Below are 26,000 nucleotides of genomic sequence, written 5' to 3'. Positions count from 1 at the left end.
TCTCCTTGGGCCGGTTAGACGATCGAGGTCACGTGGTGCGCCTCGGGGATGTGCGCCTCGGCGACGCGCTTGCGGAACACCCAGTAGGTCCAGGCCTGGTAGGCCAGGACCATGGGCAGGCCGAACGCCGCCACGATGCTCATGAGCCTGAGCGTGTAGGGGGTCGAGGATGCGTTGGACACTGTCAGGTTGAAGGCCGCATCAATGGTGGAGGGCAGGACGTTTGGATATGCCGCCGTGAAGATTGCCGCAACACCCGCCAGCAGGAAAACACCCAGCCCGATGAACACCAGGCCCTCGTTGTTCTTGCGGGCCTGGAGCCAGGCGAACAGCAGTGCGCACACTGCCAGTCCCAGCGGTGCCAGGGCAACCACGCTCTGGTTCAGCAGCACCACGGCAACGGCCCAAATGGCCAAAGGCGCCAGGGCCAGTGGCAGCCAGCGGGCCACGAGCCTTGCCGCCCGGTCACGGATGTCGCCGTCGGTCTTCAGGCCCAGGAAGGCCAGCGCGTGGATCAGGCAGAATGCCACGACACCAAGCCCTCCCAGCACTGCATACATGTTGAACCAGGCGAAGGGTCCGCCCACGCGGTCGCCGTTGGCGTTCAGCGGGAGCCCGGTGGTGCTCAGGGCGAGCATCGCACCCACGCCGAAGGCTGCAACAAAGGAGCCCAGGAAAATGGCCCAGTCCCAGCCGTTTCGTGCGGTGCGGGTGTGCGCCTTTCCGCGGTACTCAAAGGCCACGGCACGGAAGATCAGGGCCACCAGCACCAGGGTCAACGGAACATAGAGGGTCGAGAAGAGCGAGGCGTACCAGTAAGGGAACGCGGCAAAGGTCGCGGCCCCTGCGGTGACCAGCCACACCTCGTTGCCGTCCCAGACCGGGCCGACGGTGTTCAGCAGCACTCGGCGCTGCTTTTCGTTTTTGGCGAAGGTCTTCATGAGCATGCCTACGCCCAGATCGAAGCCTTCGAGGAAGAGGTAGCCGCCCCAGAGCACGGCTATCAGGATGAACCACAGTGTGGGCAGGAATTCCACGGTCGGAGTCCTTTCTCGCGGGTCGGCGGGTCAGTAGGCGAAGGACAGCACGTCGGTGTCCTTGTCGCCGTCTTCGGGGTGGTCGTGGAGTTCGGGCATGGCCGAGCCGATGCCGCCGCGGATGTATCGGGTGAGCAGTACGACCTCAACGACAAGCAGGAACGCGTAGATCGAGGCGAGGACGATCAGTGAGAAGAGCAGCTCCCCTGCGCTCACCCCCGGGGAGACGGCAGCGGCGGTGTACATGAACACCTGGTCGATGCCTTCGAAGCTGGGATTGGGTGCCACGACGAAGGGCTGGCGGCCCATTTCGGTGAAGATCCAGCCCGCGGCGTTTCCGCCAAAGGGGGCCAGGATCCCGAGGATGGCGAGCCGGGAGATCCATTTGCTGTGGGGCACGGTTCCCTTGCGTGTCAGCCACAGGGCCACCGCGGCGGCAACCGCCGCCAGGCCCCCGAGGGTGATCATCAGGCGGAAGCCCCAGTAGGTGACCTCCATGACCGGCAGGTAGTCGATCTCGGTTCCGGCGCGGTCGCCGTAGACCGGGTTGTCCGGAAGGTGGGTCCCGTATTTTTCCTGGTACTCGGGTATCAGCGTGTTAACGCCCTTGACCTCGGTGGTGAAGTCGTTGTTCGCGAGGAAGGAAAGCAGTCCCGGTATCTCGAAGACGCCGACCACGTCGTCGCAGGTGGTCGCGCCGCCGCCGCCGAGGTCCCCGACTGACAAGAGGGAGAAGCCGGTTCCGTCGTGGCATGCCGCCTCCGCCGCGGCCATCTTCATCGGCTGCTGCTCGATCATCAGTTGGGCCTGGGCGTGGCCGGACAGGGAAACACCCATGAAGGAAACCATGGCAACGACGGCGCCGATGCGCAGGGACTTGATCCACACCTGGTAATCGACCTTGTCGCGGTTCCTCCCCAAGGTGCCCGACTCCCCCACGATGACGTTGCCCGCGGCATCAACGGTGTCGATGCCCGCCTGGCGACGCTTGTAGAGGTGGAACCAGGAGATCCCCAACAGGAAACCTCCGGCCACGGCGAAGGCCCCAAAAATGGTGTGCGGAAAGGCGATCACGGCGGTGTTGTTGGTAAAGACGGCCCAGGCATCGACCATGGTGGCGCGGCCATTGACCATTTCGGTGCCGACGGGGTGCTGCATCCAGGAGTTCGCCACCAGGATGAAGTAGGCCGAGAAGATGCTGGCCAGCGAGGCTACCCAGATGGTGGCCAGGTGGATGGGCTTGGGCAGCCGGTCCCAGCCGAAGATCCACAGCCCAAGGAAGATGGATTCAAGGAAGAACGCCATCAACGATTCGATGGCCAGGGGTGCGCCGAAGACGTCGCCGACAAAGCGGCTGTATTCGCTCCAGGCCATGCCGAACTGGAATTCCTGGACGATGCCGGTGGCCACCCCCATGATGAAGTTGATGAGGAAAAGCTTTCCCCAGAACTTCGTCATGCGCAGGTATTCCTCCTTGCCGGTGCGGTGCCACGCGGTTTGCATCACTGCCACCGTGAGGCCCAGACCGATTGTCAAGGGAACCATCAGGAAGTGATAAACGGTGGTGATACCAAATTGCCATCTGGCAATTTCCAGTGCATCCATGCCAAACCCTTCAATGCAGATAATCGGGGCGTGGTGTCGGTCCCGCGCCCCGAGTTCTACGATCCGTAGAACTCGCTTCTACTCACTGTAGAACATTTGGTCCATTCGCGGTAAACTGGTCTCAACGGGAAGCGTTCAACACGATTCCTGTTGGCCCCTGCGTTAGCTGCACGGGCCTGGAACACTTTGTTAGGAAATGAGATTGGCCACTCTTGGCGACCTTGAACGCGCAGTAATGGAACTCCTTTGGGATGCCGAATCCCCGCTCACGGCCAATGAACTTCGCGACCAGCTTGCAGCACCCGGCGATGTTGAAGGCAAGGAACTTGCCGTGACCACCGTCCTGACGGTGCTGGCCCGACTGGAAAAGAAGGGCTTGGTGGCGCGCGAGCGCGACATCCGCCCTCACCGCTACACGTCTGTGACCAGCCGCGAGGAACACACCGTGTCCTTGATGAACGAAGCCCTGGGTACCGTGCTGGATCGCGAAGCCGTATTGGCTCGCTTCATCGGCGGCATCTCCGCCGAGGAAGCACAGTCCTTGCGCCTGCTCCTCGATACACCACGCAGCGCCTAGCGACGATCGGCACGGTCACCGAACGTGCTGCTGACGTCCTATCTCCTGGCGGGGCTGGCCATTCTTCTGGCGTGGCCCATACCCGTCGCGCTGTCGCGCGCCCACTGGACGGCCCGGTCCCCCTTTGCCGCGATGGTCGTATGGCAGGCCATTGCACTGGCTGGCGGTCTGTCCATGATTGGCGCGATGCTTTTTTGGGGCCTTGACCCGCTGGGAAACACGCTTCTGGGTGCCCTGGAGGGCGGGGCGAGGCTTGTGCTCGGCGATCCGGACGTCACATCCCCGGGAACCATCCACGTCTTTGCCTTGAGCACCGCGGCGTTGCTGGGTTTCCATCTGGTCCTCACGTTGATCAGGGCCACCTGGCGCATCACCCGGCAGCGGGCACGGCACCGGCACATTCTTTCACTGCTCAGCGAGGAGTCCGCGGCCAATCCCGGGACCTTGGTGCTGGACCACGAAATCCCCATCGCGTATTGTCTGCCGAGCTTCACCGGTTCGGTCACGGTGCTTTCGCGCGGCCTGGTCCAACGGTTGAACGAGGATGAACTGCGGGCCGTCCTGGCCCACGAAAAGGCGCATTTGGAACAACGCCACGACCTGCTGCTGCTGGCCTTTGCCTCGTGGAACGACGCCCTGCCGTGGCTGCCCACCGCGAAGCACTCGCTGGCCGCGGTCCAGGAGCTCGTGGAGATGCTCGCCGACGACGCGGCCCTGCGCGTGGTCACCGCCCCCGTCTTGCTGCGTGCCCTGCTGACGGTCGCCACCGGCGCCCTTGGAGAACCGTCCGAGCGGGGGCCTGCGGCCCTGCCCGCCGCCGGTACCGGTGGCGCACCGACCGAAGAGCTTTCCTCGCATCGCCTCCGGCGACTGCTGACCCCCAAGCCGCCGTTGTCCGCCACGGTGCGGTCCCTGATCCTCGCGGCCGCCCTGCTGCTTCTGGCGTTGCCGACCACCATGTTGGTGGCACCGGGACTCTTCAACTGATCCGACCGCCGGTGCCCACTCGCACACCGGAACCGACTCCGAACAAGCCAATGGCCGGCCGGCGCCCCCTAGAGCACCGGCCGGCCACGTCGTGTTCCGGCTACGCGTCGATCCGGTCGCGTTCGAGGCGCTCCGCCCCTGAAATGATGAACTCCTTGCGCGGCGCCACATCCGAACCCATCAACAGGTCAAAGACCCGCTCGGCCGACTCGGCATGCTCCAACCCCACCCGGCGCAAGGTGCGGTGCCGCGGATCCATCGTGGTTTCGGCCAATTGGTCCGCATCCATCTCGCCCAGGCCCTTGTAGCGCTGGATCGGTTCCTTGTAGCGCTTTCCGGCCTTTTCCAGGGCGGCAAGCACCTCGTGTAGCTCGTTCTCCGAGTAGGTGTAGACCATCTCGTTTTCCTTGGCTCCGTGGTTGATGACCTCCACCCGGTGCAGCGGCGGCACGGCCGCATAAACCCGCCCGGCCTCCACCATGGGGCGCATGTAGCGGAAGAACAGTGTCAGCAACAGGGTGCGGATGTGCGCGCCGTCGACATCTGCATCGGTCATCAGCACCACCTTGCCGTAACGTGCCGCCGAGATATCGAAGCTGCGCCCCGAGCCGGCACCGACCACCTGGATCAAGGCGGCGCATTCGGCGTTTGAGAGCATGTCCGCAACCGACGCCTTTTGCACATTGAGGATCTTCCCGCGGATCGGCAGCAGCGCCTGGAAGTCGGAGGACCTGGCCAGGCGAGCGGTGCCCAGTGCGCTGTCGCCCTCCACGATGAACAATTCGGTCTTCATGGTGTCGGTGCTGCGGCAGTCGGCCAGCTTGGTGGGAAGCGACGAGGTTTCCAACGCGTTCTTGCGCCGCTGGGTTTCCTTGTGGACCCGCGCGGAAATGCGCGACTTCATCTCGCTGACGACTTTTTCCAGCAGCATTGCGGCCTGGGTCTTGTCACCCTTGGCCGTGGAATTCAGCTTGTCCGTGAGGCACTTTTCGACCACCTTGGCCACAATCAGGCGCACGGCCGACGTGCCGAGGATTTCCTTGGTCTGCCCCTCGAACTGCGGCTCGGCCAGCCGTACCGTCAGGACCGCGGTCATCCCGGCGCCAACGTCGTCCTTTTCGATCTTGTCATTCCCGGCCTTGAGCTTGCGGGCGTTGGCCTCGATGACCTTGCGGAAGGTCTTGAGCAGGGCCTGCTCGAAACCTGTTTGGTGCGTTCCGCCCTTGGGAGTGGAAATGATGTTGACGAAGGATCGCAGGTTGGTCTCGTACCCGATCCCCCAGCGCAGTGCTATGTCCACCTCGCAGGTGCGTTCGACCTCGGTGATCCGGCTGTGTCCGGATTCATCGATTACGGGCACCGATTCCTTGAAGGTCCCGGAACCATGGAAACGCCAGATGTCGGTGACCGCCGCGTCGTTGGCCAGGTAGTCAACGAACTCGGAAATACCGCCATCGTGGTGGAAGACCTCCTCATAGGGGCCGTCCTCTCCCAGGGTGCCGGCCAGGCCGCGCTCGTCGCGCAGCGTGATCTTCAGGCCCGGCACCAGGAAAGATGTCTGGCGGGCGCGGGCCTGCAATTCGGTGTAGGAGAACTTGGCATCGGGGGTGAAGATCTGCCTGTCGGCCCAGTAGCGCACGCGCGTGCCGGTGACGCCGCGCTTGGCCTTGCCCACCACATCGAGCACCGAAGCCGTCGAGAACGGTTCGAAGGTGGAATCACCCTTCGCTTTTCCCTTGTCGGTGAAGCGTCCCGGCTCGCCGCGGCGGAACTGCATGCCATAGGTCTTGCCGCCACGGTCAACCTCGACGTCGAGGCGGGAGGACAGCGCGTTCACCACCGAGGCGCCGACGCCATGCAGGCCGCCGGAAGCTGTGTAGGACCCGCCGCCGAACTTGCCGCCCGCGTGAAGCTTGGTGAAGACGACTTCAACGCCGGAAAGCCCGGTCTTTGGCTCGATGTCCACGGGAATGCCGCGGCCGTCGTCATGGATCTCAACGGATCCGTCCGGGTGCAGCAGGACGTTGATGGATTGGCCATGGCCGGCAAGCGCCTCGTCGACGGAGTTGTCGATGATTTCCCAGAGGCAGTGCATGAGCCCACGCGAATCGGTGGAGCCGATGTACATGCCCGGACGTTTGCGGACCGCCTCAAGACCCTCCAGAACGGATAGGTGTCGGGCGTTGTAGTCATTGCTTTGGGCCACGGTTGTAAAACTCCTCAAAAACGTCGGAACGACGCTAACCACAATAGTCTCTGGCCCCGTCATTTCGCGGGTACGCGCCGTCATTGAGCGACAGCTCACCCCTGATTGCGCTACGCGGTCAGCGAAAGAACAAATAATCCAGAAGAAAATCGCGAGATTGCTGGTTGTATTGATTAGACATCGACTGAAGGAGGTCATCATGACAACGACGACAGTAACCCGAGAGCTTAATGCCCTTGATCGTTGCGACCGGTGCGGTGCACAGGCTTTTGTGCGTGCGGTATTGGAGACCTCCGGTGGTGAGCTATTCTTCTGCGGACACCACGCTCGCGCGGTAGAGGAAAAGCTGCGCCCCCTGACCAACGAATGGCAAGACGAAACAGCGCGTCTCTACGAGAAGCCTGTTTACGACGACGAGGACTAAGCAGGTCGCCAGCCAACTGCTGAGCAGACCTTTGGGCGGGACCCCGGCATCATGCCGGGGTCCCGCTGTCGTTAGTCGGCCCGCTGCATGCGTGCTTCAACACGGGCACCGGGGGCTTAAACACAAGGTGCCGGTGTTGACCCCTAAATCGCTGGGGAAAACACCGGCACCTGCATCGGGCCCTGGGGCCGAACTCCTAGTCCAGGTAGTCGCGCAGGACCTGGGAACGGGAGGGGTGACGAAGCTTGGACATCGTCTTGGACTCGATCTGGCGGATGCGTTCACGGGTCACGCCGTAGACCTTGCCGATTTCGTCAAGGGTCTTGGGCTGTCCGTCGGTCAGCCCGAAGCGCATGGCCACGACACCTGCCTCGCGCTCGGAGAGCGTGTCCAGCACCGAGTGCAACTGTTCCTGCAGCAGGGTGAAGGACACCGCATCGGCGGGGACAACGGCCTCGGAGTCCTCGATGAGGTCACCGAACTCGGAGTCGCCGTCTTCACCCAGCGGGGTGTGCAGGGAGATCGGCTCGCGACCGTACTTCTGGACCTCGACGACCTTTTCGGGGGTCATGTCCAGTTCCTTGGCGAGCTCCTCCGGGGTGGGTTCGCGACCCAGGTCCTGAAGCATCTGGCGCTGCACGCGAGCCAGCTTGTTGATGACCTCGACCATGTGCACCGGGATACGAATGGTGCGGGCCTGGTCGGCCATGGCGCGGGTGATGGCCTGGCGGATCCACCAGGTGGCGTAGGTGGAGAACTTGAAGCCCTTGGTGTAGTCGAACTTCTCAACCGCACGGATCAGGCCCAGGTTTCCTTCCTGGATCAGGTCCAGGAAGAGCATGCCGCGACCGGTGTAGCGCTTGGCCAGCGACACCACGAGGCGGAGGTTGGCCTCGAGCAGGTGGTTCTTGGCGATCTTGCCGTCGTGGACGATCTGCTCATAGTCCCAGCGCAGGCGCTTGTCCATCTTGTTGCCGTCGTCGGCGATGAGCTTCTCATTGGCGAAAAGTCCGGCCTCGATGCGCAGGGCCAGGTCGACTTCCTGCTCGGCATTCAGCAGGGCGACCTTGCCGATCTGCTTCAGGTAGTCCTTGACCGGGTCGGCGGTGGCGCCGGCGACCATGACCTGCTGCTGCGGGGCATCGTCTTCGTCTGCGGTGAGGACAAAGCCCTTGGAGTTCTCGTCCACGGCAGGGGCCTTGGGGGTCTCGTCGGCATCGTCGGCGTCGGTTTCGGCCTCGTCGGACTCGACGTCCTCATCGGCCTTGGCACGGGACTTTGCAGGAGCCCGCTTCGCAGCAGGCTTCTTCGCGGTGGCGGCCTTTGCGGCAGCCGGCACGGCAGCTGCCTTATCCGTAGTTGCATCCTGCGGATCGGCGGCAGCATCCGCTGCCTGGCCATTGGTGGTCGTCTCAGAAGACACGAAATACCTTTCTCACGGTTCGTCCGCGATGCCACCTACCGGTAACACCACTATGACCCTGTCAAGTCCGCGTCCCGCCGAATTAGGGCGAGTCGGGATCCAGGGTCCAGTAAATGGAACGCCTTTTTCCCGCCATTTGTTCCCATCGAACCAACTCGATGGTGCAGGCTTGATAGCCATGGAACACGAACCCAACCGGGTCTGTTGGTTAACAGTGTCTCACGTTTCGGCGTCTAGGGGATTCATCGGGCGCGGGTGCCGGGGCTTTATCTTCCATCGGGTTCCCACTGCCTGCCTCAAGTACCTCAGGCGCTGAGCCGACCTTCCAGCCGCAGCCGCCAAGCGCGTGCCGGGTCTGCCACCCAAGACGGCATCTCGCCTGATTCCACCAATTTCGCCATGAGTTGTGCAAGCCGGTATTCCGGATCGTTTTCCAACGCCGCCCCAAAGAGCTTCAGCGCGGAGCTTCCCTTGCCCTTGGCCCAGTTCACCCAACCCAGCAGGCACAGGAGCGCGGAGGTCTCCTCACCTTCCGCCACACCCAGCAGGTCGCGGCAAAAGAACCAAAGGCGTTCAAGTCGGTCCCAGTCGGGCGTGCATGCCGCCGTCCCCAGCAGGAAGTCGGAGAAGTCCTGTGATGCGCGCCCGAAGTCCGCCGCGCGCGCGACCTCCTTCAAGGCCTCAAACGCACGCAGTGTGCCGCGGCCCGCCAGATAGGGAAGGATGTCTCGAATCATGCGGTCGTTGAGCGAGAGCAGGAGCGAGGCGCACAATACGTCGTCGGTCCGCAGACGGCGTTCGGCGACGGCTGGATCCGTTTCCAGCAGCATGGCCCAGTCCTTGATCAGCGACTCCCGCGGGGTGGTTCCGGACAGTTCCTGGGCCAGGATCTCCAGGTTCGCCCTGACGACGTCCTTGTTGCTCCAGGCGGCAACCCCGCTGCCGTCCCAGATTTGGTCCTCGGGCGCCGAACCTGCAACAACCATCCTCAGATGGGTCTCGGTCAGTGCGAGGTCGGGCAGGTCGAATCCCTCGCTGGGACAGCAGTTTTCGCTGAGGCAGAAGTAACTGTGCCAGCGGCTGGAACCCACGTACCAGGCGTCTCGCACCTGGATTCCCGAGCGAACGAGCTCTGGTGCGAGCCGCTCGACGAGCTCGTGCTTGGGCAGCGAGTCGTGGCTCCCCCCAGGGGTCTGCCCGGTGTAAACGGCGGCAAAAACGGCGGTTGCATCCGGCACCTTGTGCACGAGCTGGACCAATTGGTCGGCCCATTGGGCGGCCGCCACGCTGCCGCTTTCCGCTCGCGGCAGGTCGACGCGCAGGGTGGCGGCAAGGCCACTACCCTGCATGATGAGCAGGACGACGGCATTGCGGGGATAGAACCCCAATGCGTGGGGAATATATGCCAGCACCTCTTCGGGGCTGGCCAAGGAAAAGTTCGACGCTGAAGGTGTAGTAGTCATGCACCCCATGTTGCGCCCCTCCGATGACGGCGGCAGGGTGCACCGGGAAGCTTGTGGATACCGGCGACCCGGTCGCGCCCGGCGTGCCGCCGCATGTGCGGATCAGTGGCGTTCCGCTTCCCGGCACCCGCGTGCCTGGAGGTGGTGTTACTCGATTTCGGTGCGCTTGGACATGTCCCGGGCGGACCGGGGAGGGTACTCGCCGCGCAACGCCATGTCTCGGCGTGCCTTGTTGCGGGTGACGACCATGCCGATCACGCCACCGAGGATCACAACGAACTGGAAGGACAGCGCCCACCTGAACGCGTCCAGGGAGTACAGCTCGACGCCGGGACCCGCAGCCTTTTGCTGGAGGTCAAGCAGCCAGCCCACCACGTACACGGTGACGAGGGCGGCCAGGAACCCGCCGACGTTCACGATGCCGGTGGCGGTGCCAATGACGTGCGACGGATTGAAGGTGCGGGCAAAATCGAACGCGATCATCGATGCCGGACCGCCCAGGGCGACGCACACGATCAGGACCACCAGCAGCCACATCGGTGCCGACCCGGGCCAAAGAAGCACGGCGGCCCAGCTCAGGGTGATCGCCCCGATCACGTTGAAGGCGATCGCCGATCGCCGGTGCGGATGGCGCGCCACGGCCGAGCCCAGGACGGGACCTGCAACCAGGGCGACGAGCACGAAGATGGAGAGCAGCCCCGAAGCGGTGGCGGGGCTGACGCCCTGGCCGGAAACCAGGAACGGATACCCCCAAGTCAACAGGAAGACGTTGGTGGTGAACTGGGTGGTGAAGTGCGTCCAGAATCCCAGCCGGGTCCCCGGTTCGCGCCAGGCGTTGGCCAGCAGCACCGCGGCCCGGGCGGGGGCCGGCTGGGCTTCCTTGTTGCGCGGGCCGTTGCTGATCAGCACCAGGGCGAGGACAAAACCCAGCACGGACAGGGCGGCCAGGGAAAGGAACGCAGGCGTCCAGCTCCACACATGCAGCAGGGCCACGAACGGGATCAGCGAGAGCAGCTGTCCCAGTTGCCCCACCATGCCGGTGGCCTGGGTGAGCATCGGGATCCGGTATCCGGAAAACCAGATCGGCAGCAGCCGGATGACCGAGACGAAGGTCATCGCATCCCCCGCGCCGACGAAGAACCGTCCGACCAGGCCTGCACCGACTGAATCGGCCATGGCCAGCAGCAGCTGGCCGACCATCATCAGCGCCGCTCCGCCGGTGATCATGGCCCGGGGCCCCCACCTGTCCACCAGGATGCCGACGGGGATCTGCAACCCCGCGTAGACAACCAGCTGCACCACGGAGAAGGTTGCCAGGATCGAGGCCGACGCATCAAACCTGTCGGTGGCCTCCAGGCCGGCCACGCCGAAGCTGGTGCGTTGGGTCACCGCGATGAGGTAGGCCGTGATGCTGACTATCCATACCAACCACGAGCGGGCGGAGTCGAGGTGCTCGGCCTTGGTCACTAGGAATCCTTGGCGGCCGCGCCACCCTGTTCCGGGAAGCCGGAGAGGAATGCCTCGACAGCCAGGGCCAGCTCGTCGCCGTCGGGGACCTCTGCATCGGGCGTGACCAGCAAGGAGCGACGTTCGACGTCCGGGACGTGCTGGTCAAAGCGTTCCTCGAAGTTTTCCACCATCCTGGCGACGTCGGGGGTGGCGGCAACCTGTTCGGCAATCTGCGATTCGAGGTTGCGCCCCGCCTCGCGCAAGCGGTCGGTGGGCAGGCCCAGTTCCATGGCAGCACCGACGTATTCCAGGACGCCCACGGCAACCTGGGGGTATTCGGCCTCGGAGAGGTAGTGGGGCACGTGGATGGAATAGCCCACCGCGTCCCGGCCCGCCTCGATCAGGCGCACCTCGATGAGACTGGCCAGGCTCGCCGGCAGCTCCGCCGTCGGGGTCCAGGTGGAGATCCCGTCGATCAGGTCCTTGCGGTTGCCGTGTGCCGTGACACCCAACGGGCGGGTGTGGGGAACCGGCATCGGCACCGCGTCAAAGGAGACGATCAGTCGCACGTTGAATGCATCGACCAGGGCGATGATCGCGGCGGTGACCCGTTCCCAGGCCAGGTCCGGCTCGGTCCCGGTCAGAAAGAGGAAGTCGCGTTCCAGCCCGTCGGTGAGCCGGTAAAGCTCCAGGCGCGGAGCCTGGTAGGCGGCGAAGTGGTCGCCGAGGAAGGAAATCTGGGGGCGCCGTTCGCGGTAGTTGACGAGCTGGTCCGTATCAAACGAGGCGATGAGCTGCGGATCCAGCGAGTCCAGCAGTTCGCTGCGCACTTGGGCGAGCGCGTGCCCGGCGTCGGCGTGGCCGCGGAGGCCAATGAGCAGGTCAAGGCCCTGAAGCTCGAGTGCGTCCAGGTCGAGGTCTTCGAACCTGATCAAGGTTTGGGGGTCAAGCATTGCCGCTGCTCCTTTCGGGTTGCGTCGCTGGGTTTCTCCGGCCACACCGTCGCCCTGGATCTGGCCCAGGGAGGCCCGAATCCCCCGCGAGCGGCCAGAAAAGGTGCGACGCAAACAACGGGGAAATCAAGGAACGGGTGCGGGCCGGATGAACCCAGTCGGGATTCGTTCGGTTGCCTACTACTGCGGGTCAACCTCAACGGACGGGATTTTCTTCCCGTGGCCCGCATCCAATTCTAGGCCGGTTGCCCGGCCAATGCGCTGTGGGATCGGTCTCAACGATACGATCGATAAAGGCCAATCGGCATTTGCGTCCCGGCGACCCCGGAACGCGTGCGCCGTTCCGGCTTCTCCGATGCACGGGCACATGACGTGCATGCACAGAATCCAACGAAGAGGAATCGTTCCGTGATCAACTCCATCGATCTCAAGCTGACCGCCGTTTCGACTGACATCAAGCGCCTTGGCGCCGACGCGCTGGTTCTCGGTGTCGTCAAGGGCACCGATGGTCCCGTCCTGGTGGCCTCGCCCTTCAGTGCCAAGGTCACCGAAACCCTTCAGGGGTCCCTGTCCGCGTTGAACGTCACCGGTGCCGCCGATGAATTGGTCCGCCTGCCCGCCCCGGCGGAGACCAAGGCCGGGATCCTGGCCCTCGCCGGACTGGGATCCTTCGAGGAATCCACGCTGACCGCCGAGGCGCTGCGCCGCGGAGCAGGCTCGGCCGCACGCCAGCTTGCCGGGCTTTCAACTGTGATCGTTGCCCTGCCCGCGGCCACTCTCGAGCAGGCGGCCGCCGTGGCCGAAGGGGTGGCCATGGGCGCCTACCACTTCAACAGCCACCGCTCCACCCCGGCCACCAAATTGCCGTTGACCGAGGCCATCATTGCCACGGCGGCATCGGCCGACAAGGGACTGCCCGACGCGCTGAAGCGTGCGGCAATCCTGGGTCGGGCCGTGCGCGCCACCCGCGACCTGGTCAACACCGCCCCCAACGTCCTATACCCGGAGTCTTTCGCCCAGGAAATCAAGGACACCACCAAGGGTGCCGGCCTGAAGATCACGATCCTCGATGAGAAGAAGCTGGAGAAGGACGGCTACGGCGGACTCATGGGCGTCGGCGGCGGTTCCATTCGCAAGCCGCGCATGGTCAAGGTCGAGTACTCCCCCACCAAGGCCGCCAAGCACCTGGCCCTGGTGGGCAAGGGCATCACCTTTGACACCGGCGGCATCTCCATCAAGCCCGCCGCGGGCATGCACGCCATGAAGTCGGACATGGCCGGCGCCGCCACCGTCTTCCAGGCCGTTGCCGCCATCGCGGCACTCGGCCTGCCGATCAAGGTCACCGGCTGGCTCTGCCTGGCCGAGAACATGCCCGGTGGCGCCTCCACCCGCCCGGGCGATGTCATCACCATGTTCGGCGGCAAAACCGTCGAGGTGCTGAACACCGACGCCGAGGGCCGCCTGGTCATGGCCGACGGACTGGCAGCCGCCAGCCTCGAAAAGCCCGACGCGCTGATCGACATCGCCACCCTGACCGGTGCACAGATGGTCGCGCTGGGCCTGCGCACCGCCGGAATCATGGGCGATGCGCCCCTCCGCGACGCCGTGGTCGCCGCCGCGACACGCGCGGGCGAGTCCGCCTGGGCCATGCCGCTGCCGGAGGAACTGCGCGCCACCATCGATTCCCAGGTCGCCGACCTGGCCAACATCGGTGAGCGCATGGGTGGAATGATGACCGCAGCGGTGTTCCTTAACGAATTTGTTGGAGAGGTCGACGGGGCCAAGATCCCGTGGGCCCACATGGACATTGCGGGCCCCGCCTTCAATGAGTCGGCTCCCTTTGGCTACACGCACAAGAACGGCACCGGCTCCTCGGTGCGCACCCTGGTGGCACTGGCCGAGGAAATGTCCCAGGCCAAGTAGACCGCGGTAGGCCCGGCCCTCCCCGCATTTTCTACTCCCCGTAGTAGAAATGCCCGTGATTGCGGCGGTGGCGGCCCCAAAGGCCGCCACCGTTGTGCGACCGGTCACAGGTGCCCGCAATCTGGCTCACCACATGTGGCTCCGTACGATTCGGGGGGATAAGGTAAACCTGAAAGATCACTGCTTTACCGTGTTTGCCCGACCCTGACCGGGCCCGCAAATACACCCCATCAGACCCCCAGGTCGACCACGACGTCGGCCACAACTCATAACGAGGGAGCGTTCACGTGGCCGAATCGGCAGCAACGCAAGAATTCGACATCCTCATTCTCGGCGGCGGTTCCGCCGGCTACTCGGCAGCCTTGCGCGCCGTGCAGCTGGGTTTCACCGTTGGCTTGATTGAGAAGGCCAAGCTCGGTGGCACCTGCCTGCACACCGGTTGCATCCCCACCAAGGCGTACCTGCACTCCGCCGAATTGGCCGAGAACGCTCGCGAAGGCGCGAAGTACGGCATCAACACCACCCTCGATTCCATCGACTTGGGTGCTGTGCGCAGCTACAAGGACGGCATTGTCGCCGGCAAGCACAAGGGCCTCACCGGCCTTCTGAAGATGAAGAAGGTGACCGTTATCGAAGGTAACGGCCGCCTGGTTTCCCTGGACACCATCGACGTTGACGGCGTGGCGTACAAGGGCAAGAACATCATCCTTGCCACCGGTTCCACCTCCAAGACCATGGGCATCGAAATCGGCGGCCGTGTGCTGACCAGCACCGAGGCACTGAACATGGACACCCTGCCCAAGAGCGCCATCGTGCTCGGCGGCGGCGTCATCGGCGTCGAATTCGCTTCCGTGTGGAAGTCCTTCGGCGTGGACGTGACCATCGTCGAGGGCCTGCCCTCGCTGGTCCCGAACGAGGACCCCTCGATCATCAAGCACCTGGAGCGCGCCTTCAAGAAGCGCGGCATCAAGTTCAACACCGGCGTCTTCTTCGAAAAGGTCGAACAGGACGCCAACGGCGTCAAGGTCTCCCTGGCCGACGGCAAGACCCTTGAAGCAGAGATCGTCTTGGTTGCCGTTGGCCGTGGCCCGGTCACCGAGGGCCTGGGTTACGAAGCCCAGGACATCCCGATGGATCGCGGCTTCGTGCTCATCAACGAGCGCTGCCACACCGGCGTGGGCAACATCTACGCGATCGGCGACATCGTCCCGGGCGTACAGCTTGCACACCGCGGCTACCAGCACGGCATCTTTGTTGCCGAGGAAATCGCCGGCCTGAAGCCGGTGGTTGTTGAGGACATCAACATCCCGAAGGTCACCTTCTGCGAACCGGAAATCGCTTCGGTTGGCTACTCCGAGCCTGCAGCCAAGAAGAAGTTCGGCGACGACCAGATCGAGGTCACCGAGTACAACCTGGCCGGCAACGGCAAGTCCTCGATCCTGGGCACCTCCGGCCTGATCAAGATGGTTCGCGTCAAGAACGGCCCCATCGTGGGCGTTCACGGCATCGGCGGACGCATCGGCGAGCAGATCGGCGAGGCACAGCTCATCGTGAACTGGGAAGCCTACCCCGAGGATGTTGCACAGCTCATCCACGCACACCCGACGCAGAACGAATCCCTGGGCGAGGCCGCCATGGCCCTGGCCGGCAAGCCGCTGCACGGTTAGTCACAAACGCTTAACCGGGCACGCGCGCCACATGGGGACGCGTGCCCGGTGCACTAAGCTCGGAGGCACTGACCTCCCACGGGATGTGCGGGAAACCGCGGATCTCTCGCACACAAATTTTTTTAGTTTTAGGAGAACGGGAACAAGATGTCTGAAACCGTGAACTTGCCCGCACTGGGTGAAAGCGTCACCGAAGGCACCGTTACGCGCTGGCTCAAGCAGGTCGGCGACCGCGTCGAGGTCGACGAGCCGCTGCTGGAGGTCTCGACCGACAAGGTCGACACCGAAATCCCTTCGCCGGTAGCCGGCGTCATCGAGGAGATCCTCGTGGCCGAGGACGAAACCGCCGAAGTTGGAGCCGCACTGGTTCGCATCGGCGACGGCTCGGGTTCCGGCTCGGCACCCGCCGAAGCTGCACCTGCCGCCGAGGCACCTGCAGCCCCCGTTGAGGCACCCGCCGCTGCTGCACCTGAAGCGCCGGCCCCTGCCGCAGCACCGGCGTCCGCCGCTTCGGGCACCGAGATCACCCTCCCGGCACTGGGCGAGTCCGTCACCGAAGGCACCGTCACCCGCTGGCTCAAGGCCGTCGGCGAAGAGGTTGCCGTTGACGAGCCGCTGCTCGAGGTTTCCACAGACAAGGTCGACACCGAGGTTCCTTCCCCGGTCGCCGGCACCCTGTTGGAGATCCGCGTTCCGGAAGACGAGACCGTTGAGGTCGGCGCCGTCCTGGCCATCGTTGGCGCCGCAGGTGCCGCCGCACCGGCAGCACCTGTCGAGGCAGCACCGGCTCCGGCCGCCGCGCCCGCACCGGTAGCTGCTCCTGCCGCACCGGTTGCAGCTCCGGCCGCCCCCGTTGCAGCTCCGGCCGCACCGGTTGCAGCTCCTGCCCCTGCAGCAGCACCGGCCGCCGCTCCGGCACCCGCCGCCGCACCTGCAGCTCCGGCCGCAGGCAACGACGGTTACGTGACCCCGCTGGTGCGCCGCCTGGCCAACCAGAACAACGTTGACCTCGCGGCCGTCACCGGCACCGGTGTCGGTGGACGCATCCGCAAGCAGGACGTCATCGACGCAGCTGCCGCCACCGCCGCTCCGGCCGCAGCAGTTGCTTCGGCACCTGCCGCACCTGCCGCACCGGCCGCCAAGGCCGCTGCACCCGTCGTTGCATCCTCGCTGCGCGGAACCGTTGCCAAGGCACCGCGTATCCGCCAGGTCATTGCCCGGCGCATGCGCGAGTCGCTGGAAATCTCCACCCAGCTGACCCAGGTGCACGAGGTCGACATGACCCGCGTCGCCAAGCTGCGCAACTCGGCCAAGAACCAGTTCGCTGCAGTCAACGGCTCCAAGCTGACCTTCCTGCCGTTCATCGCCAAGGCCGTTGCCGAGGCCCTGAAGCAGCACCCGAAGCTGAACGCCGAGTACGACGAGTCCAAGCAGGAGATCACCTACCACAACGCCGAGCACCTGGCGATTGCGGTTGACACCGACAAGGGCCTGCTGGTTCCGGTCATCTCCAACGCGGGCGACCTGAACCTTGCCGGCCTGGCCGGCAAGATCGCCGACGTGGCAAAGCGCACCCGCGACAACAAGATCGGCCCGGACGAACTGTCCGGCGGAACGTTCTCGATCACGAACATCGGTTCGGTCGGCGCGCTCTTCGACACCCCGATCATCAACCAGCCACAGGTTGCCATCCTGGGAACCGGCTCCATCGTGAAGCGCGCGGTTGTCGTGACCGGCGCCGACGGCGATGACACCATCGCCATCCGCCACATGATGTACCTGTCGCTGACCTACGACCACCGCCTGGTCGACGGCGCCGATGCAGGACGCTTCTTGCAGACGCTGAAGGCACGCCTTGAAGAAGGCGCCTTCGAAGCCGACCTGGGCCTCTAAGGTCCAATAGACGGTCCAAGGGGACGGTCGCCGCTTTACAGCTGCGGCCGTCCCCTTTGCCGTGTTCCGGGACACCATGTAACCTGCCGATTCTTCACGGTGTGTGGTATCCATTAGGCTTGCTGGCATGACCTTTTTGAATGCTTTCCTCGTATTTCTGCACGTCTTGGGTGCCGCGGCAATCGTCGGCGGCTGGCTCGCCACGTTCAAGACCCCAACCGTGAACATCTGGCAGTGGTACGGCGCCATCGCCCAGCTGGTCACCGGCCTGCTGCTGGTCGGCCTGGCCGAAATGGGTGACGGAGAGGTCAACCACGCCAAGATCGCCGTCAAGCTCGTGCTGGCCATTGGCGTCTTTGTCGCGGCTCTCCTGGGCCGCCGGAAGATCAAGAACGGCCTCGAAGTTCCGACCGGACTGGCCCACGGCACCGGCGGCACGGCGTTGATTGCCATTGCCGTTGCAACCCTCTGGGTCTAAACGCCCGCACGGAGCATGACCCGGCCTTGCGCCGGATGACAGTGGCGGGGTGCCATCGGGATTCCTGATGGCACACCGCTTCGCCTTTTAACCAGGTCCTTTGGTTCGGCTGTCCCGGGCCATAGGATTGCCGTGGAGGCGCTCGCCTCCGCCCAGCTGCAGATTTCAAGGAGTTGTCACCATGGCAGTCACCACACGAAGCGCAAGCACCATATGGACCGGGGACCTGGCCACCGGGTCGGGGGAAACAACGTTCGAAACCTCGGGCATCGGAACGTTCCCCGTGACGTGGCGGGCCCGCACCGAGGCAGCCGAGGGCAAGACCAGCCCGGAGGAATTGATCGCGGCGGCCCATGCATCGTGCTTTTCGATGTCACTGAGCAACATCCTGAAGCAGGCCGGCCACGTCGCCGAGAAGCTGGAAACCACCGCCGAGGTGGACTTCGACACCACCGACGGTGCCAAGATCAGCGGCATCCGGCTGACGCTCAAGGCCACGATCCCGGGAATCGATGCCGCGGAATTCCAAAAGCTTGCAAACGCCGCCAAGGAAGCCTGCCCGGTGTCCGTCGCGCTGGCGGCCGTCCCTTCCATCACCCTTGACGCCCACCTGAATTAGGCACCTACCTGCCGGCGTGCCGGTGCCGTGAATGCAGCATCGGCACGCCGGCCCTAGGGCTTCACTTCGCGGCGGTCACCTGCCACATCCGCCAAGAGCCATCCACGTATAGAAGGACCATGAGTACCCGCTGGCTTTCGGACTGCTTGGCACTCGCGATGACAGTGCCCTTGCGATCCACATAGCGGTAGCCACCTTGCACGCTCGTCGCCGCGATTCTCGCTTCCCCCGGGTTCGCCCCCGGCAGTACGGCAACATCGCTCAGGCGCGTCTCCAGGGCCTCGAGCCGCAAGCCCAGGCCCCGCATTCGGGCCACGACCTTTTCGTCCACTGCCAGGGCCGGCGAGCCTGCCGCATGGACCTTCCTCAATCCCTCCATGCTCCCTGCCATCAGGCCCCGGTCGCGGCGCGCAGACAAGTCCGCCGCCACCAGCACAAGTTCCCGCCCCGATTCCGGGGTGGCCCCCGGAGCCGCCGTGCCGGCGGGGTCGGGCACCGTGGCCGGTGGGGTGACTTGCGCGGTGGCTTGCGGCAGCCCTGCAAGCGCCGGTTCGTTGGCCTCCTTGAGCATGCTGGTTGCCACCGCGGCCATGGCCACCACCAACAACCCACCGGCCACTGCCGCGGCCATGCGCCGATTCCCGCGCTTCAACCCGTGGATTCGGTGTAGTTGGGCCCAGCGTTTCTCCCCGCTCGGGGCCGCCTCCTGCGCCGGAAGGCTGGCATCGCCACCAAACACCGCACGAAGTCTGCGCGGAACCGGTTTCTGCTGGGCCTTGATCTGGGCCTTGCGTTCCTTCAGCATTTCCTTGTCCGCCGCCGTGGGGCTTCCGGTGCGTCGGCTCCTGCCCAAAAGTCCCGCGGCGGCAGGGGTTTGCCGGGTAGTGAGCATATGTTTGAGCGCGTCCGGCTCGATCGCGGCACTTAGCTCCACGGCCTCGGGCGCCCCCGCGACAAAGATCCGTTGCCCAAACTGGGCCGCGCTCGGTCGGCGGTCCGGATCCGGGTCCAGGCCCTGCTCCAGCAATTTCGCGAATTCGTCATTGACTTCTGGAACCATGGCACCCAGCGGGACCCTGCTGGCCGTGGCGTTTGGGGGCCGGCCGGTCAGCAGGTACCACGCGCATGCGGCCAGTGAGTAGACGTCCCGGGCCGGTTCCAAGCCGCCGGGTCCGGCGCCCACAACGATTTCCGGGGCACAGAATCCCTGAGTGCCGTGCTCCCCCGGCATTTCGCCGACGGCTCGGTGTGTGCCAAAGTCTCCCAGCTTTGGCTTGCCTGCGGCCGTGAACAGGATGTTGCGTGGGCTCAGGTCCCCGTGGGTCAGCCCCTGGGCGTGCAGGAACGCCAGGGCCTCGGCGATCGGTGCCATCACGGTGATGGTTTCCCCCACGTTCAGCGGTCCGCGCACCGCCACGACCTGGGCCACGGAACCGGCAGGGCAGTATTCCATCAAGATGCCCGGGCCGATGGAGGTCTCGAGCATGCCGAACGATTCCACAAGGAATTCATGCCCGAGGTGCAGTGCTTCGGTCTCGACGACGCTGCCGGGAGCTTCACCACCGAGGATCTTAATGACCAGCTCCTCATGCGTCGTGCCGTCTTCGACCACCCAAACGCTACTGCCCGAGCCCTCGTCCAAGTGCCGTAGTGTGCGAAATCCATCGATTCGCGGGAACGGTAATGGCTCTTCTTGGGATTCCATGATTCTGTTCTACGCCCAATGGAATTCCCGTGCTTTGGTTATCCACAAGCAACAATGAGTAGCGGATTCGAGGGCTCCCCGGGAAGCGCGTACTGTTGTCGCCATGACCATCAAATTCGAGCGAATTGGCCATGCCCCCGAGCTGGTCGATTACCGCGTTGCATGGGACATGCAGCGCCAGGTACACAAAGACGTGACCGAAGGGGATTCGGGTCCCGTCGTTTTCCTTTTGGAACATGCCGCCGTTTACACGGCCGGTCGCAGAACCGAACCCGAAGACCTGCCGGTCGACGGCACCCCGGTGATCGATGTCGATCGCGGCGGCAAGCTCACCTGGCATGGTCCGGGCCAGCTGGTCGGCTACCCGATCGTTCGCTTGTCGGACATGAAGGGCATTCGCGAGTACGTCTCGATACTCGAAGAAGCCCTCATCAACGTAGCCGTCGACTACGGAATCCCCGCGACCCGCATCAAGGGCCGCAGTGGCGTATGGGTTGCGGGTGTTGACGGCGCGCAGGACAGAAAACTGGCAGCCATCGGCATCCGCGTTGACCACGGGGTGACGATGCATGGATTCGCCCTGAACTGCTCCAACGACCTCGCCCCCTACGCGCAGATCATTGCCTGCGGCATCACCGATGCAGGAACCACGAGCATCAGCCTTGAAACCGGTATCAAAGTCACCCCGGCCGATGTCCTTGACCGTGTTGAGCAAGAGCTTGACGCCTTGCTGAGCCCGATTGTGTCGCTGACAGCTACAACCCCTGAAGGAGCCCGTTCATGAGTGCCGCACCCGAAGGTCGCCGCCTGCTGCGCATCGAGCAGCGAAATTCCGAAACGCCTGTCGAGCGCAAGCCCGAGTGGATCAAGGCCAAGATCAACATCGGCCCCGAATACGTCGGCCTGAAGAAGCTCGTCAAGTCCGAGGGCCTGAACACCGTCTGCGAAGAGGCAGGCTGCCCCAACATCTTTGAATGCTGGGAAGACAAGGAAGCAACATTCCTCATCGGCGGCTCGGAATGTACCCGCCGTTGCGATTTCTGCCAGATCGACACCGGCAAGCCCCAGCCCATTGACCGCGCCGAGCCCTTCAAGGTGGCCATGAGCGTGAAGAAGATGGGCCTGCGCTACGCCACCGTCACCGGCGTCGCCCGCGACGATCTCGCAGACGAGGGAACCTGGCTTTACGCCGAGACCGTGCGCCGCATCCACCAGCTGAACCCAGGCACCGGCGTCGAGCTCCTGATCCCCGACTTCTCGGGCAAGCCCGAGTACCTTGACGAGATTTGCGCCTCGGCCCCGGAAGTCTATGCGCACAACCTCGAAACGGTGCCGCGACTGTTCAAGTCCATCCGCCCCGCCTTCCGCTACGACCGCTCCCTGGACGTCATCTCACAGGGTCGCGCCAACGGCATGATCACCAAGTCCAACCTGATCCTGGGCATGGGCGAAACGCGCGAGGAGATCACTGAGGCCATCAAGGACCTCGTGGATGCCGGCTGCGATCTGCTCACCATCACCCAGTACCTGCGCCCCACCGAGCGTCACCACCCGGTCGAGCGCTGGGTCAAGCCGCAGGAATTCGTGGAGTTGCAGCAGGAGGCCGAGGAAATGGGCATCCTGGGCGTCATGAGCGGGCCATTGGTCCGTTCCTCCTACCGTGCCGGACGCCTCTGGGCCGCCGCCATGCGCAAGAAGGGCAATGCAATCCCGGAGGCCTTGGCGCACATTGCCAGCTCCGGCGACACCCGCCAGGAAGCTTCCTCGCTGGTCGGCTCCTAGCGCGTTCCAAATCACGTAGAATTGAATCACTATGGCCAAAAACACCGAAAACGCCTCGTCCGAGGCTGCAAGTCCTAAGCGCGGACTGTTCTCGCGCAAGCCCAAGGCCGAAAAGGCCAACAAGGAACCGGGCCGGCTGAAACAGCTGGGCCAGGTCTTCCAGATGACCCGCAAAAACGACCCAATGGTCGTCTGGCTGATGATCCTGGCAGCCCTGGGTGTCCTTGTTGTGGGCCTGATCATTGGCCTGCTGATCAACAACTGGATCACCGCGGTACTGATCGCGCTTCCACTGGCCTTGCTGGCGGCAACCATGATCCTTTCCCGCCGTGCCGAAAAAGCTGCCTTCACACAGCTTGAGGGTCGTCCGGGTGCCGCAGGAGCGGCCATGAGCGTGTTGCGTCGCGGCTGGATCCTGAAGGACGAGCCGGTTGCAGTGAACCCGCGCACCAAGGACCTGGTGTTCATGGGCATTGGCCGCGCAGGCGTCGTGCTGGTCACCGAAGGACCGAACACCCGAGTTCGCACCCTGGTTGATGCAGAGCGCAAGCGCATGGGCCGCGTGCTTCCCAACGTTCCGATCCACGTGATCAACGCCGGAAACGAGGAAGGCCAGACCCCGCTTGCCGAAGTCGGCAAAAAGATGAAGAAGCTTCCCAAGTCGATCAGCAAGCTGGAGATCAGCGCCGTAGACAAGCGCTTGAGCACCCTTGGCAGCGCGAAGCTCCCGATTCCGAAGGGCATCGACCCCAACAGGGCTCGTCCCAACCGCAAGCAAATGCGCTGACGCTAAAGGCGCGGGATCCTTTAAAGAACAAGGCGGGTGTTGGAACCATTGGTTCCAACACCCGCCTTTGCTTAATGCCTCGTTCGGTTGCCCGCCACTCCGGGTTGATCCGGTCGGATCAGATCCGCACCAGGATCGTCTTGCCGACCCGGTCGTGGTAGCCGCGCTGGTCGGAGTCGCTGAACAGGACCGGGACGACTAGGCAGATGAGCGCGGTGCGGATGATCCCGGTCAACGGCTTCACCGCGCTGCCGTCCAGGCCCTGGACCTGCATGCCAAAGACGCGGTGCCCGATGGAGTGTCCGGTGATCCCGACAAAGAGCATTTGCGTGGCCGCAAAAATGACCAGGTTTGCCGTGGGGTCCGACTTGAAGAAGAACATGGAGATCAACATCGCGATCCCCCAGTCCACCAACAGTGCCCCGACACGCCGGCCGATGCGGGCCACCGAACCGGGCCCCTTTTCCGGGCGACCCAAACGCTGGCCGGGCCATTCCTGGTTGCTAAGTTGCGGCGGGCCCTCGAGCCACGAGCCAAAATCTTTTCTTTGCACGCCCCCAAGCCTACCGGGGCAGGACCCGTCCATCCGTGGCCGTGCCCGCAATTTCGCACCGGGCGCAGAATGGCGCCCGCACACCCGAGGTAACAGTTGTGATCTACTTAACACCACTTTCCCCGTATTCGCCCCCTGTGTAACGTAATGGAAACAATCGAGACACAGGAGAGTAATCGCTAGGGTCTAGTGTTGATAACACAGGAAGAAAAACGTTGGCATACGTTTTACGGCACGGCACGCAAGCCGTCACAGCAGAAACCCCACACAGGAGTCCCTGACCATGTTCAAGAGTCCAGAAGAAGTCATCGCATACATTGCTGAAGAAGGCGTCAAGTTCGTTGACATCCGCTTCACCGACCTTCCCGGCGTCCAGCAGCACTTCAACGTCCCGGCACGCACCGTCGACGCGGATTTCTTCCTCAACGGCCAGCTCTTCGATGGTTCCTCGATCGCCGGCTTCGCCGGCATCGCCGACTCGGACATGCAGCTCATCCCCGACGTGACTTCGGGATTCGTTGACCCGTTCCGCCTGGAAAAGACCCTCGCGTTCAACTTCTCGATCATCAACCCGCGCACCGGCGATCCTTACCACCGCGACCCGCGCGGTGTGGCCGAGCGCGCCGAGGCGTACCTGTCCTCGACCGGCATCGCCGACACCGCCTTCTTTGCCCCCGAGGCCGAGTTCTTCATCTTTGACAACGTCCAGTACGAGTCGAAGCCGCAGGGTTCGTTCTACAAGGTCGACTCGATCGAGGCACCTTGGAACACCGGCAAGAAGGAAGAGGGCGGCAACCAGGGTTACAAGACCCCCTTCAAGGGCGGTTACTTCCCGGTCTCCCCGACCGACAAGCAGGCCGACCTTCGCGACGCCATCTGCCTGGAACTCGAAGCAGCCGGCCTTGAGGTCGAGCGCAGCCACCACGAGGTCGGCGCAGCCGGCCAGGCCGAGATCAACTACAAGTTCAACACGCTGACCCACTCGGCCGATGACATCTTGAAGTTCAAGTACATCGTCAAGAACGTGGCCGATGCCTGGGGCAAGTCCGCAACCTTCATGCCGAAGCCGATCTTCGGTGACAACGGCTCGGGCATGCACTGCCACCAGTCGCTGTGGGCCAACGGCATCCCGTTGTTCTACGACGAGAAGGGCTACGCCGGCCTCTCGGACACCGCTCGCTGGTACATCGGCGGCCTGCTGAAGCACGCTTCGGCCGTTCTTGCCTTCACCAACCCGACCGTGAACTCCTACCGCCGCTTGGTCAAGGGCTACGAGGCGCCGGTCAACATGGTGTACTCGCAGGGCAACCGCTCCGCAGGTATCCGTATCCCGATCACCGGCTCGAACCCGAAGGCCAAGCGCATCGAGTTCCGCGCACCGGATGCGGCTTCCAACCCGTACCTGGCCTTCGCGGCACAGCTGATGGCAGGCCTCGACGGCATCAAGAACCGCATCGAGCCGGCCGACCCGATCGACAAGGACCTCTACGAGCTCCCCGCCGAAGAGGCCAAGGACATCCAGAAGGCACCGGGTTCCCTCGACGAGGCACTGGTGGCCCTGGAAAACGACTTCGATTTCCTGCTCGAGGGCGACGTGTTCACCGAGGACCTGATCCGCACCTGGATCGAGTACAAGCGCGAAAACGAAATCAAGCCGCTGTCGCTGCGCCCGAACCCGTACGAGTTCGAGCTGTACTACGGCTGCTAAGTAGGGCGCCGGGACTCCTCGGCCCCGACTAAAAAAGTCCGTGTGGACACCGTTGCTTCATTGTGAAGCTCCGGCCCCGCACGGACTTTTTTGTTTTCTGTGATGGGTAATGAATCGGCTAGGACTTCTTCCCGTAGCGCTGGTGCACGGCCTGGCGGCTCACGCCCAGAACAAGCGCGATGGCCTCCCAGGAGAAGCCCTCGGCACGCGCGCGGCGCACCAGCACGGATTCCTGCCGCCTGGCGTCCCGTTGAAGTTCGACCACCGCGCGCAGGGCGCCAATCGTCCCGCCCTCGCCCTGCTCAAGATTTGTCTTGGTCATCGAACACCCGCCTTCCAATGTCAACCTATCTTGACGACTTCGACTCGTCAAGGTTTATTGACAGAGGACTTGGGCAGGCGACGGTCCCCGGTCAACCCGCCAGCGAGGTGAGCAGGAAGGCGCAGTCTTCGGTGGCAACGACGTTGTGAATGGCATCGGGAAGCACGAACAGGCCGCCGTGGGCAATGGCCCGGGACTCGCCTTCCCAGTTGACCACGATGGACCCGCGCAACACCTGCAGGGTCGCCGCCTCGGGCTTTTCATGGTCATTCAACGTGGAGCCTGCCAGCAGCGTGATCAGCGTGTGGCGCAGGCGTCCGTCGTTGAGCACGGCAACGGCGCTGCGGCCGTTGTTGGCGGCGGAGGCCTTCTCCCATTCCCTGGCGACCAGTTGGTCAAGTTCCGCGCTGGTGACGTGCATTGCTATCGCCTGCCCTTT

General features: G+C 64.0%; 23 protein-coding genes. 12 read left to right on the top strand and 11 right to left on the bottom strand.

Annotated elements, in window-relative coordinates:
• Positions 1 to 14 precede the first annotated feature (14 nt).
• Both cydB and ACLQ7E_RS20025 read right to left on the bottom strand, forming a co-directional pair.
• On the bottom strand, positions 15 to 1,037 hold the full coding sequence (gene cydB / locus ACLQ7E_RS20030; protein WP_411734337.1) for a cytochrome d ubiquinol oxidase subunit II: 1,023 nt from the start codon (positions 1,035 to 1,037) through the stop codon (positions 15 to 17).
• Between the two features lie 30 nt (positions 1,038 to 1,067).
• Positions 1,068 to 2,642 carry a cytochrome ubiquinol oxidase subunit I gene (locus ACLQ7E_RS20025; RefSeq protein WP_411734336.1) on the bottom strand — a complete coding sequence of 525 codons (1,575 nt, stop codon included), beginning with the start codon at positions 2,640 to 2,642 and terminating at the stop codon, positions 1,068 to 1,070.
• Between the two features lie 202 nt (positions 2,643 to 2,844).
• On the opposite strand from ACLQ7E_RS20025, the gene ACLQ7E_RS20020 reads away from it, so the two are divergent.
• The gene (locus ACLQ7E_RS20020; protein WP_411734335.1) at positions 2,845 to 3,219 is read left to right on the top strand and encodes a BlaI/MecI/CopY family transcriptional regulator; all 375 of its coding nucleotides are present in this window, start codon (positions 2,845 to 2,847) and stop codon (positions 3,217 to 3,219) included.
• 24 nt (positions 3,220 to 3,243) lie between these two features.
• Positions 3,244 to 4,206 carry a M56 family metallopeptidase gene (locus tag ACLQ7E_RS20015; protein WP_411734334.1) on the top strand — a complete coding sequence of 321 codons (963 nt, stop codon included), beginning with the start codon at positions 3,244 to 3,246 and terminating at the stop codon, positions 4,204 to 4,206.
• Positions 4,207 to 4,306: 100 nt separating this feature from the next.
• Here the strand turns inward: ACLQ7E_RS20015 and ACLQ7E_RS20010 are convergent, their stop codons facing one another.
• Positions 4,307 to 6,412: a type IIA DNA topoisomerase subunit B gene (locus ACLQ7E_RS20010; RefSeq protein WP_411734333.1), complete on the bottom strand. Its 2,106-nt coding sequence runs from the start codon at positions 6,410 to 6,412 to the stop codon at positions 4,307 to 4,309.
• Positions 6,413 to 6,611: 199 nt separating this feature from the next.
• On the opposite strand from ACLQ7E_RS20010, the gene ACLQ7E_RS20005 reads away from it, so the two are divergent.
• The gene (locus tag ACLQ7E_RS20005) at positions 6,612 to 6,836 is read left to right on the top strand and encodes a hypothetical protein (protein WP_071213473.1); all 225 of its coding nucleotides are present in this window, start codon (positions 6,612 to 6,614) and stop codon (positions 6,834 to 6,836) included.
• A 196-nt stretch (positions 6,837 to 7,032) separates the two neighbouring features.
• Here the strand turns inward: ACLQ7E_RS20005 and ACLQ7E_RS20000 are convergent, their stop codons facing one another.
• From ACLQ7E_RS20000 to ACLQ7E_RS19985, 4 genes are all read right to left on the bottom strand, one after another.
• Complete coding sequence (locus ACLQ7E_RS20000) at positions 7,033 to 8,259, bottom strand: RNA polymerase sigma factor (protein WP_411734332.1); 1,227 nt, start codon at positions 8,257 to 8,259, stop codon at positions 7,033 to 7,035.
• Between the two features lie 305 nt (positions 8,260 to 8,564).
• Positions 8,565 to 9,722, bottom strand: a complete 1,158-nt coding sequence (locus tag ACLQ7E_RS19995; RefSeq protein WP_411734331.1) for a DUF4192 domain-containing protein — start codon at positions 9,720 to 9,722, stop codon at positions 8,565 to 8,567.
• Positions 9,723 to 9,869: 147 nt separating this feature from the next.
• Entirely contained in the window at positions 9,870 to 11,189 is a 1,320-nt protein-coding gene (locus ACLQ7E_RS19990) for an MFS transporter (RefSeq protein ID WP_411734330.1), read from the bottom strand.
• On the bottom strand, positions 11,189 to 12,124 hold the full coding sequence (locus ACLQ7E_RS19985; RefSeq protein ID WP_411734329.1) for a proteasome assembly chaperone family protein: 936 nt from the start codon (positions 12,122 to 12,124) through the stop codon (positions 11,189 to 11,191). Before ACLQ7E_RS19985 ends, ACLQ7E_RS19990 begins: the two co-directional genes overlap by 1 nt.
• Positions 12,125 to 12,532: 408 nt before the next feature.
• Between ACLQ7E_RS19985 and ACLQ7E_RS19980 the strand changes: the two genes are divergently transcribed.
• From ACLQ7E_RS19980 to ACLQ7E_RS19960, 5 genes are all read left to right on the top strand, one after another.
• A complete protein-coding gene (locus ACLQ7E_RS19980) occupies positions 12,533 to 14,047 on the top strand; it encodes a leucyl aminopeptidase (RefSeq protein ID WP_411734328.1) in 1,515 nt (504 codons plus the stop codon).
• A gap of 287 nt (positions 14,048 to 14,334) precedes the next feature.
• Complete coding sequence (gene lpdA, locus ACLQ7E_RS19975; RefSeq protein ID WP_411734327.1) at positions 14,335 to 15,714, top strand: dihydrolipoyl dehydrogenase; 1,380 nt, start codon at positions 14,335 to 14,337, stop codon at positions 15,712 to 15,714.
• Between the two features lie 147 nt (positions 15,715 to 15,861).
• A complete protein-coding gene (gene sucB / locus ACLQ7E_RS19970) occupies positions 15,862 to 17,607 on the top strand; it encodes a 2-oxoglutarate dehydrogenase, E2 component, dihydrolipoamide succinyltransferase (protein ID WP_411734326.1) in 1,746 nt (581 codons plus the stop codon).
• Between the two features lie 127 nt (positions 17,608 to 17,734).
• Positions 17,735 to 18,085 (top strand): hypothetical protein, encoded by a 351-nt coding sequence (locus ACLQ7E_RS19965; RefSeq protein WP_411734325.1) that lies wholly within the window; start codon positions 17,735 to 17,737, stop codon positions 18,083 to 18,085.
• 181 nt (positions 18,086 to 18,266) lie between these two features.
• On the top strand, positions 18,267 to 18,704 hold the full coding sequence (locus ACLQ7E_RS19960; RefSeq protein ID WP_411734324.1) for an OsmC family peroxiredoxin: 438 nt from the start codon (positions 18,267 to 18,269) through the stop codon (positions 18,702 to 18,704).
• Positions 18,705 to 18,765: 61 nt separating this feature from the next.
• On the opposite strand, the gene ACLQ7E_RS19955 is transcribed toward ACLQ7E_RS19960, so the two are convergent.
• On the bottom strand, positions 18,766 to 20,409 hold the full coding sequence (locus tag ACLQ7E_RS19955) for a serine/threonine protein kinase (RefSeq protein ID WP_411734323.1): 1,644 nt from the start codon (positions 20,407 to 20,409) through the stop codon (positions 18,766 to 18,768).
• 103 nt (positions 20,410 to 20,512) lie between these two features.
• On the opposite strand from ACLQ7E_RS19955, the gene lipB reads away from it, so the two are divergent.
• Genes lipB through ACLQ7E_RS19940 form a run of 3 tightly spaced genes read left to right on the top strand, consistent with a single transcriptional unit; the run spans position 20,513 to position 22,978 of the window.
• Positions 20,513 to 21,193: a lipoyl(octanoyl) transferase LipB gene (lipB, locus tag ACLQ7E_RS19950; RefSeq protein ID WP_411734322.1), complete on the top strand. Its 681-nt coding sequence runs from the start codon at positions 20,513 to 20,515 to the stop codon at positions 21,191 to 21,193.
• Complete coding sequence (gene lipA, locus ACLQ7E_RS19945; RefSeq protein WP_411734321.1) at positions 21,190 to 22,191, top strand: lipoyl synthase; 1,002 nt, start codon at positions 21,190 to 21,192, stop codon at positions 22,189 to 22,191. The genes lipB and lipA overlap by 4 nt, the downstream gene beginning before the upstream one ends.
• A gap of 31 nt (positions 22,192 to 22,222) precedes the next feature.
• A complete protein-coding gene (locus tag ACLQ7E_RS19940) occupies positions 22,223 to 22,978 on the top strand; it encodes a DUF4191 domain-containing protein (protein ID WP_411734320.1) in 756 nt (251 codons plus the stop codon).
• Between the two features lie 118 nt (positions 22,979 to 23,096).
• Here the strand turns inward: ACLQ7E_RS19940 and ACLQ7E_RS19935 are convergent, their stop codons facing one another.
• Positions 23,097 to 23,531: an RDD family protein gene (locus ACLQ7E_RS19935; RefSeq protein WP_411734319.1), complete on the bottom strand. Its 435-nt coding sequence runs from the start codon at positions 23,529 to 23,531 to the stop codon at positions 23,097 to 23,099.
• Between the two features lie 283 nt (positions 23,532 to 23,814).
• Between ACLQ7E_RS19935 and glnA the strand changes: the two genes are divergently transcribed.
• Positions 23,815 to 25,239 carry a type I glutamate--ammonia ligase gene (gene glnA / locus ACLQ7E_RS19930; protein WP_411734318.1) on the top strand — a complete coding sequence of 475 codons (1,425 nt, stop codon included), beginning with the start codon at positions 23,815 to 23,817 and terminating at the stop codon, positions 25,237 to 25,239.
• Between the two features lie 118 nt (positions 25,240 to 25,357).
• Here the strand turns inward: glnA and ACLQ7E_RS19925 are convergent, their stop codons facing one another.
• Together ACLQ7E_RS19925 and ACLQ7E_RS19920 are read right to left on the bottom strand one after the other, a co-directional pair.
• The gene (locus ACLQ7E_RS19925) at positions 25,358 to 25,561 is read right to left on the bottom strand and encodes an AsnC family protein (RefSeq protein ID WP_411734317.1); all 204 of its coding nucleotides are present in this window, start codon (positions 25,559 to 25,561) and stop codon (positions 25,358 to 25,360) included.
• Between the two features lie 91 nt (positions 25,562 to 25,652).
• A complete protein-coding gene (locus ACLQ7E_RS19920) occupies positions 25,653 to 25,982 on the bottom strand; it encodes a hypothetical protein (RefSeq protein WP_411734316.1) in 330 nt (109 codons plus the stop codon).
• Positions 25,983 to 26,000 lie beyond the last annotated feature (18 nt).

This window comes from Paeniglutamicibacter sp. (genome assembly GCF_046714615.1).
Taxonomy (GTDB): domain Bacteria; phylum Actinomycetota; class Actinomycetes; order Actinomycetales; family Micrococcaceae; genus Paeniglutamicibacter.
Note: the sequence above shows the minus strand (reverse complement) of the source record. Positions and strands in the feature narration are given on the sequence as shown.

What these genes read in the sequence shown, in the direction of transcription:
- ACLQ7E_RS19965 (WP_411734325.1), top strand. Translation starts at nt 17,735, where the DNA reads ATGACCTTTTTGAATGCTTTCCTCGTATTTCTGCACGTCTTGGGTGCC.
- lipA (WP_411734321.1), top strand. Translation starts at nt 21,190, where the DNA reads ATGAGTGCCGCACCCGAAGGTCGCCGCCTGCTGCGCATCGAGCAGCGA.
- ACLQ7E_RS20025 (WP_411734336.1), bottom strand. Translation starts at nt 2,642, where the DNA reads ATGGATGCACTGGAAATTGCCAGATGGCAATTTGGTATCACCACCGTT.
- glnA (WP_411734318.1), top strand. Translation starts at nt 23,815, where the DNA reads ATGTTCAAGAGTCCAGAAGAAGTCATCGCATACATTGCTGAAGAAGGC.
- sucB (WP_411734326.1), top strand. Translation starts at nt 15,862, where the DNA reads ATGTCTGAAACCGTGAACTTGCCCGCACTGGGTGAAAGCGTCACCGAA.
- lipB (WP_411734322.1), top strand. Translation starts at nt 20,513, where the DNA reads ATGACCATCAAATTCGAGCGAATTGGCCATGCCCCCGAGCTGGTCGAT.
- ACLQ7E_RS19995 (WP_411734331.1), bottom strand. Translation starts at nt 9,722, where the DNA reads ATGACTACTACACCTTCAGCGTCGAACTTTTCCTTGGCCAGCCCCGAA.
- ACLQ7E_RS19985 (WP_411734329.1), bottom strand. Translation starts at nt 12,124, where the DNA reads ATGCTTGACCCCCAAACCTTGATCAGGTTCGAAGACCTCGACCTGGAC.
- ACLQ7E_RS19920 (WP_411734316.1), bottom strand. Translation starts at nt 25,982, where the DNA reads ATGCACGTCACCAGCGCGGAACTTGACCAACTGGTCGCCAGGGAATGG.
- ACLQ7E_RS19940 (WP_411734320.1), top strand. Translation starts at nt 22,223, where the DNA reads ATGGCCAAAAACACCGAAAACGCCTCGTCCGAGGCTGCAAGTCCTAAG.
- ACLQ7E_RS19960 (WP_411734324.1), top strand. Translation starts at nt 18,267, where the DNA reads ATGGCAGTCACCACACGAAGCGCAAGCACCATATGGACCGGGGACCTG.
- ACLQ7E_RS19925 (WP_411734317.1), bottom strand. Translation starts at nt 25,561, where the DNA reads ATGACCAAGACAAATCTTGAGCAGGGCGAGGGCGGGACGATTGGCGCC.
- ACLQ7E_RS19955 (WP_411734323.1), bottom strand. Translation starts at nt 20,409, where the DNA reads ATGGAATCCCAAGAAGAGCCATTACCGTTCCCGCGAATCGATGGATTT.
- ACLQ7E_RS20005 (WP_071213473.1), top strand. Translation starts at nt 6,612, where the DNA reads ATGACAACGACGACAGTAACCCGAGAGCTTAATGCCCTTGATCGTTGC.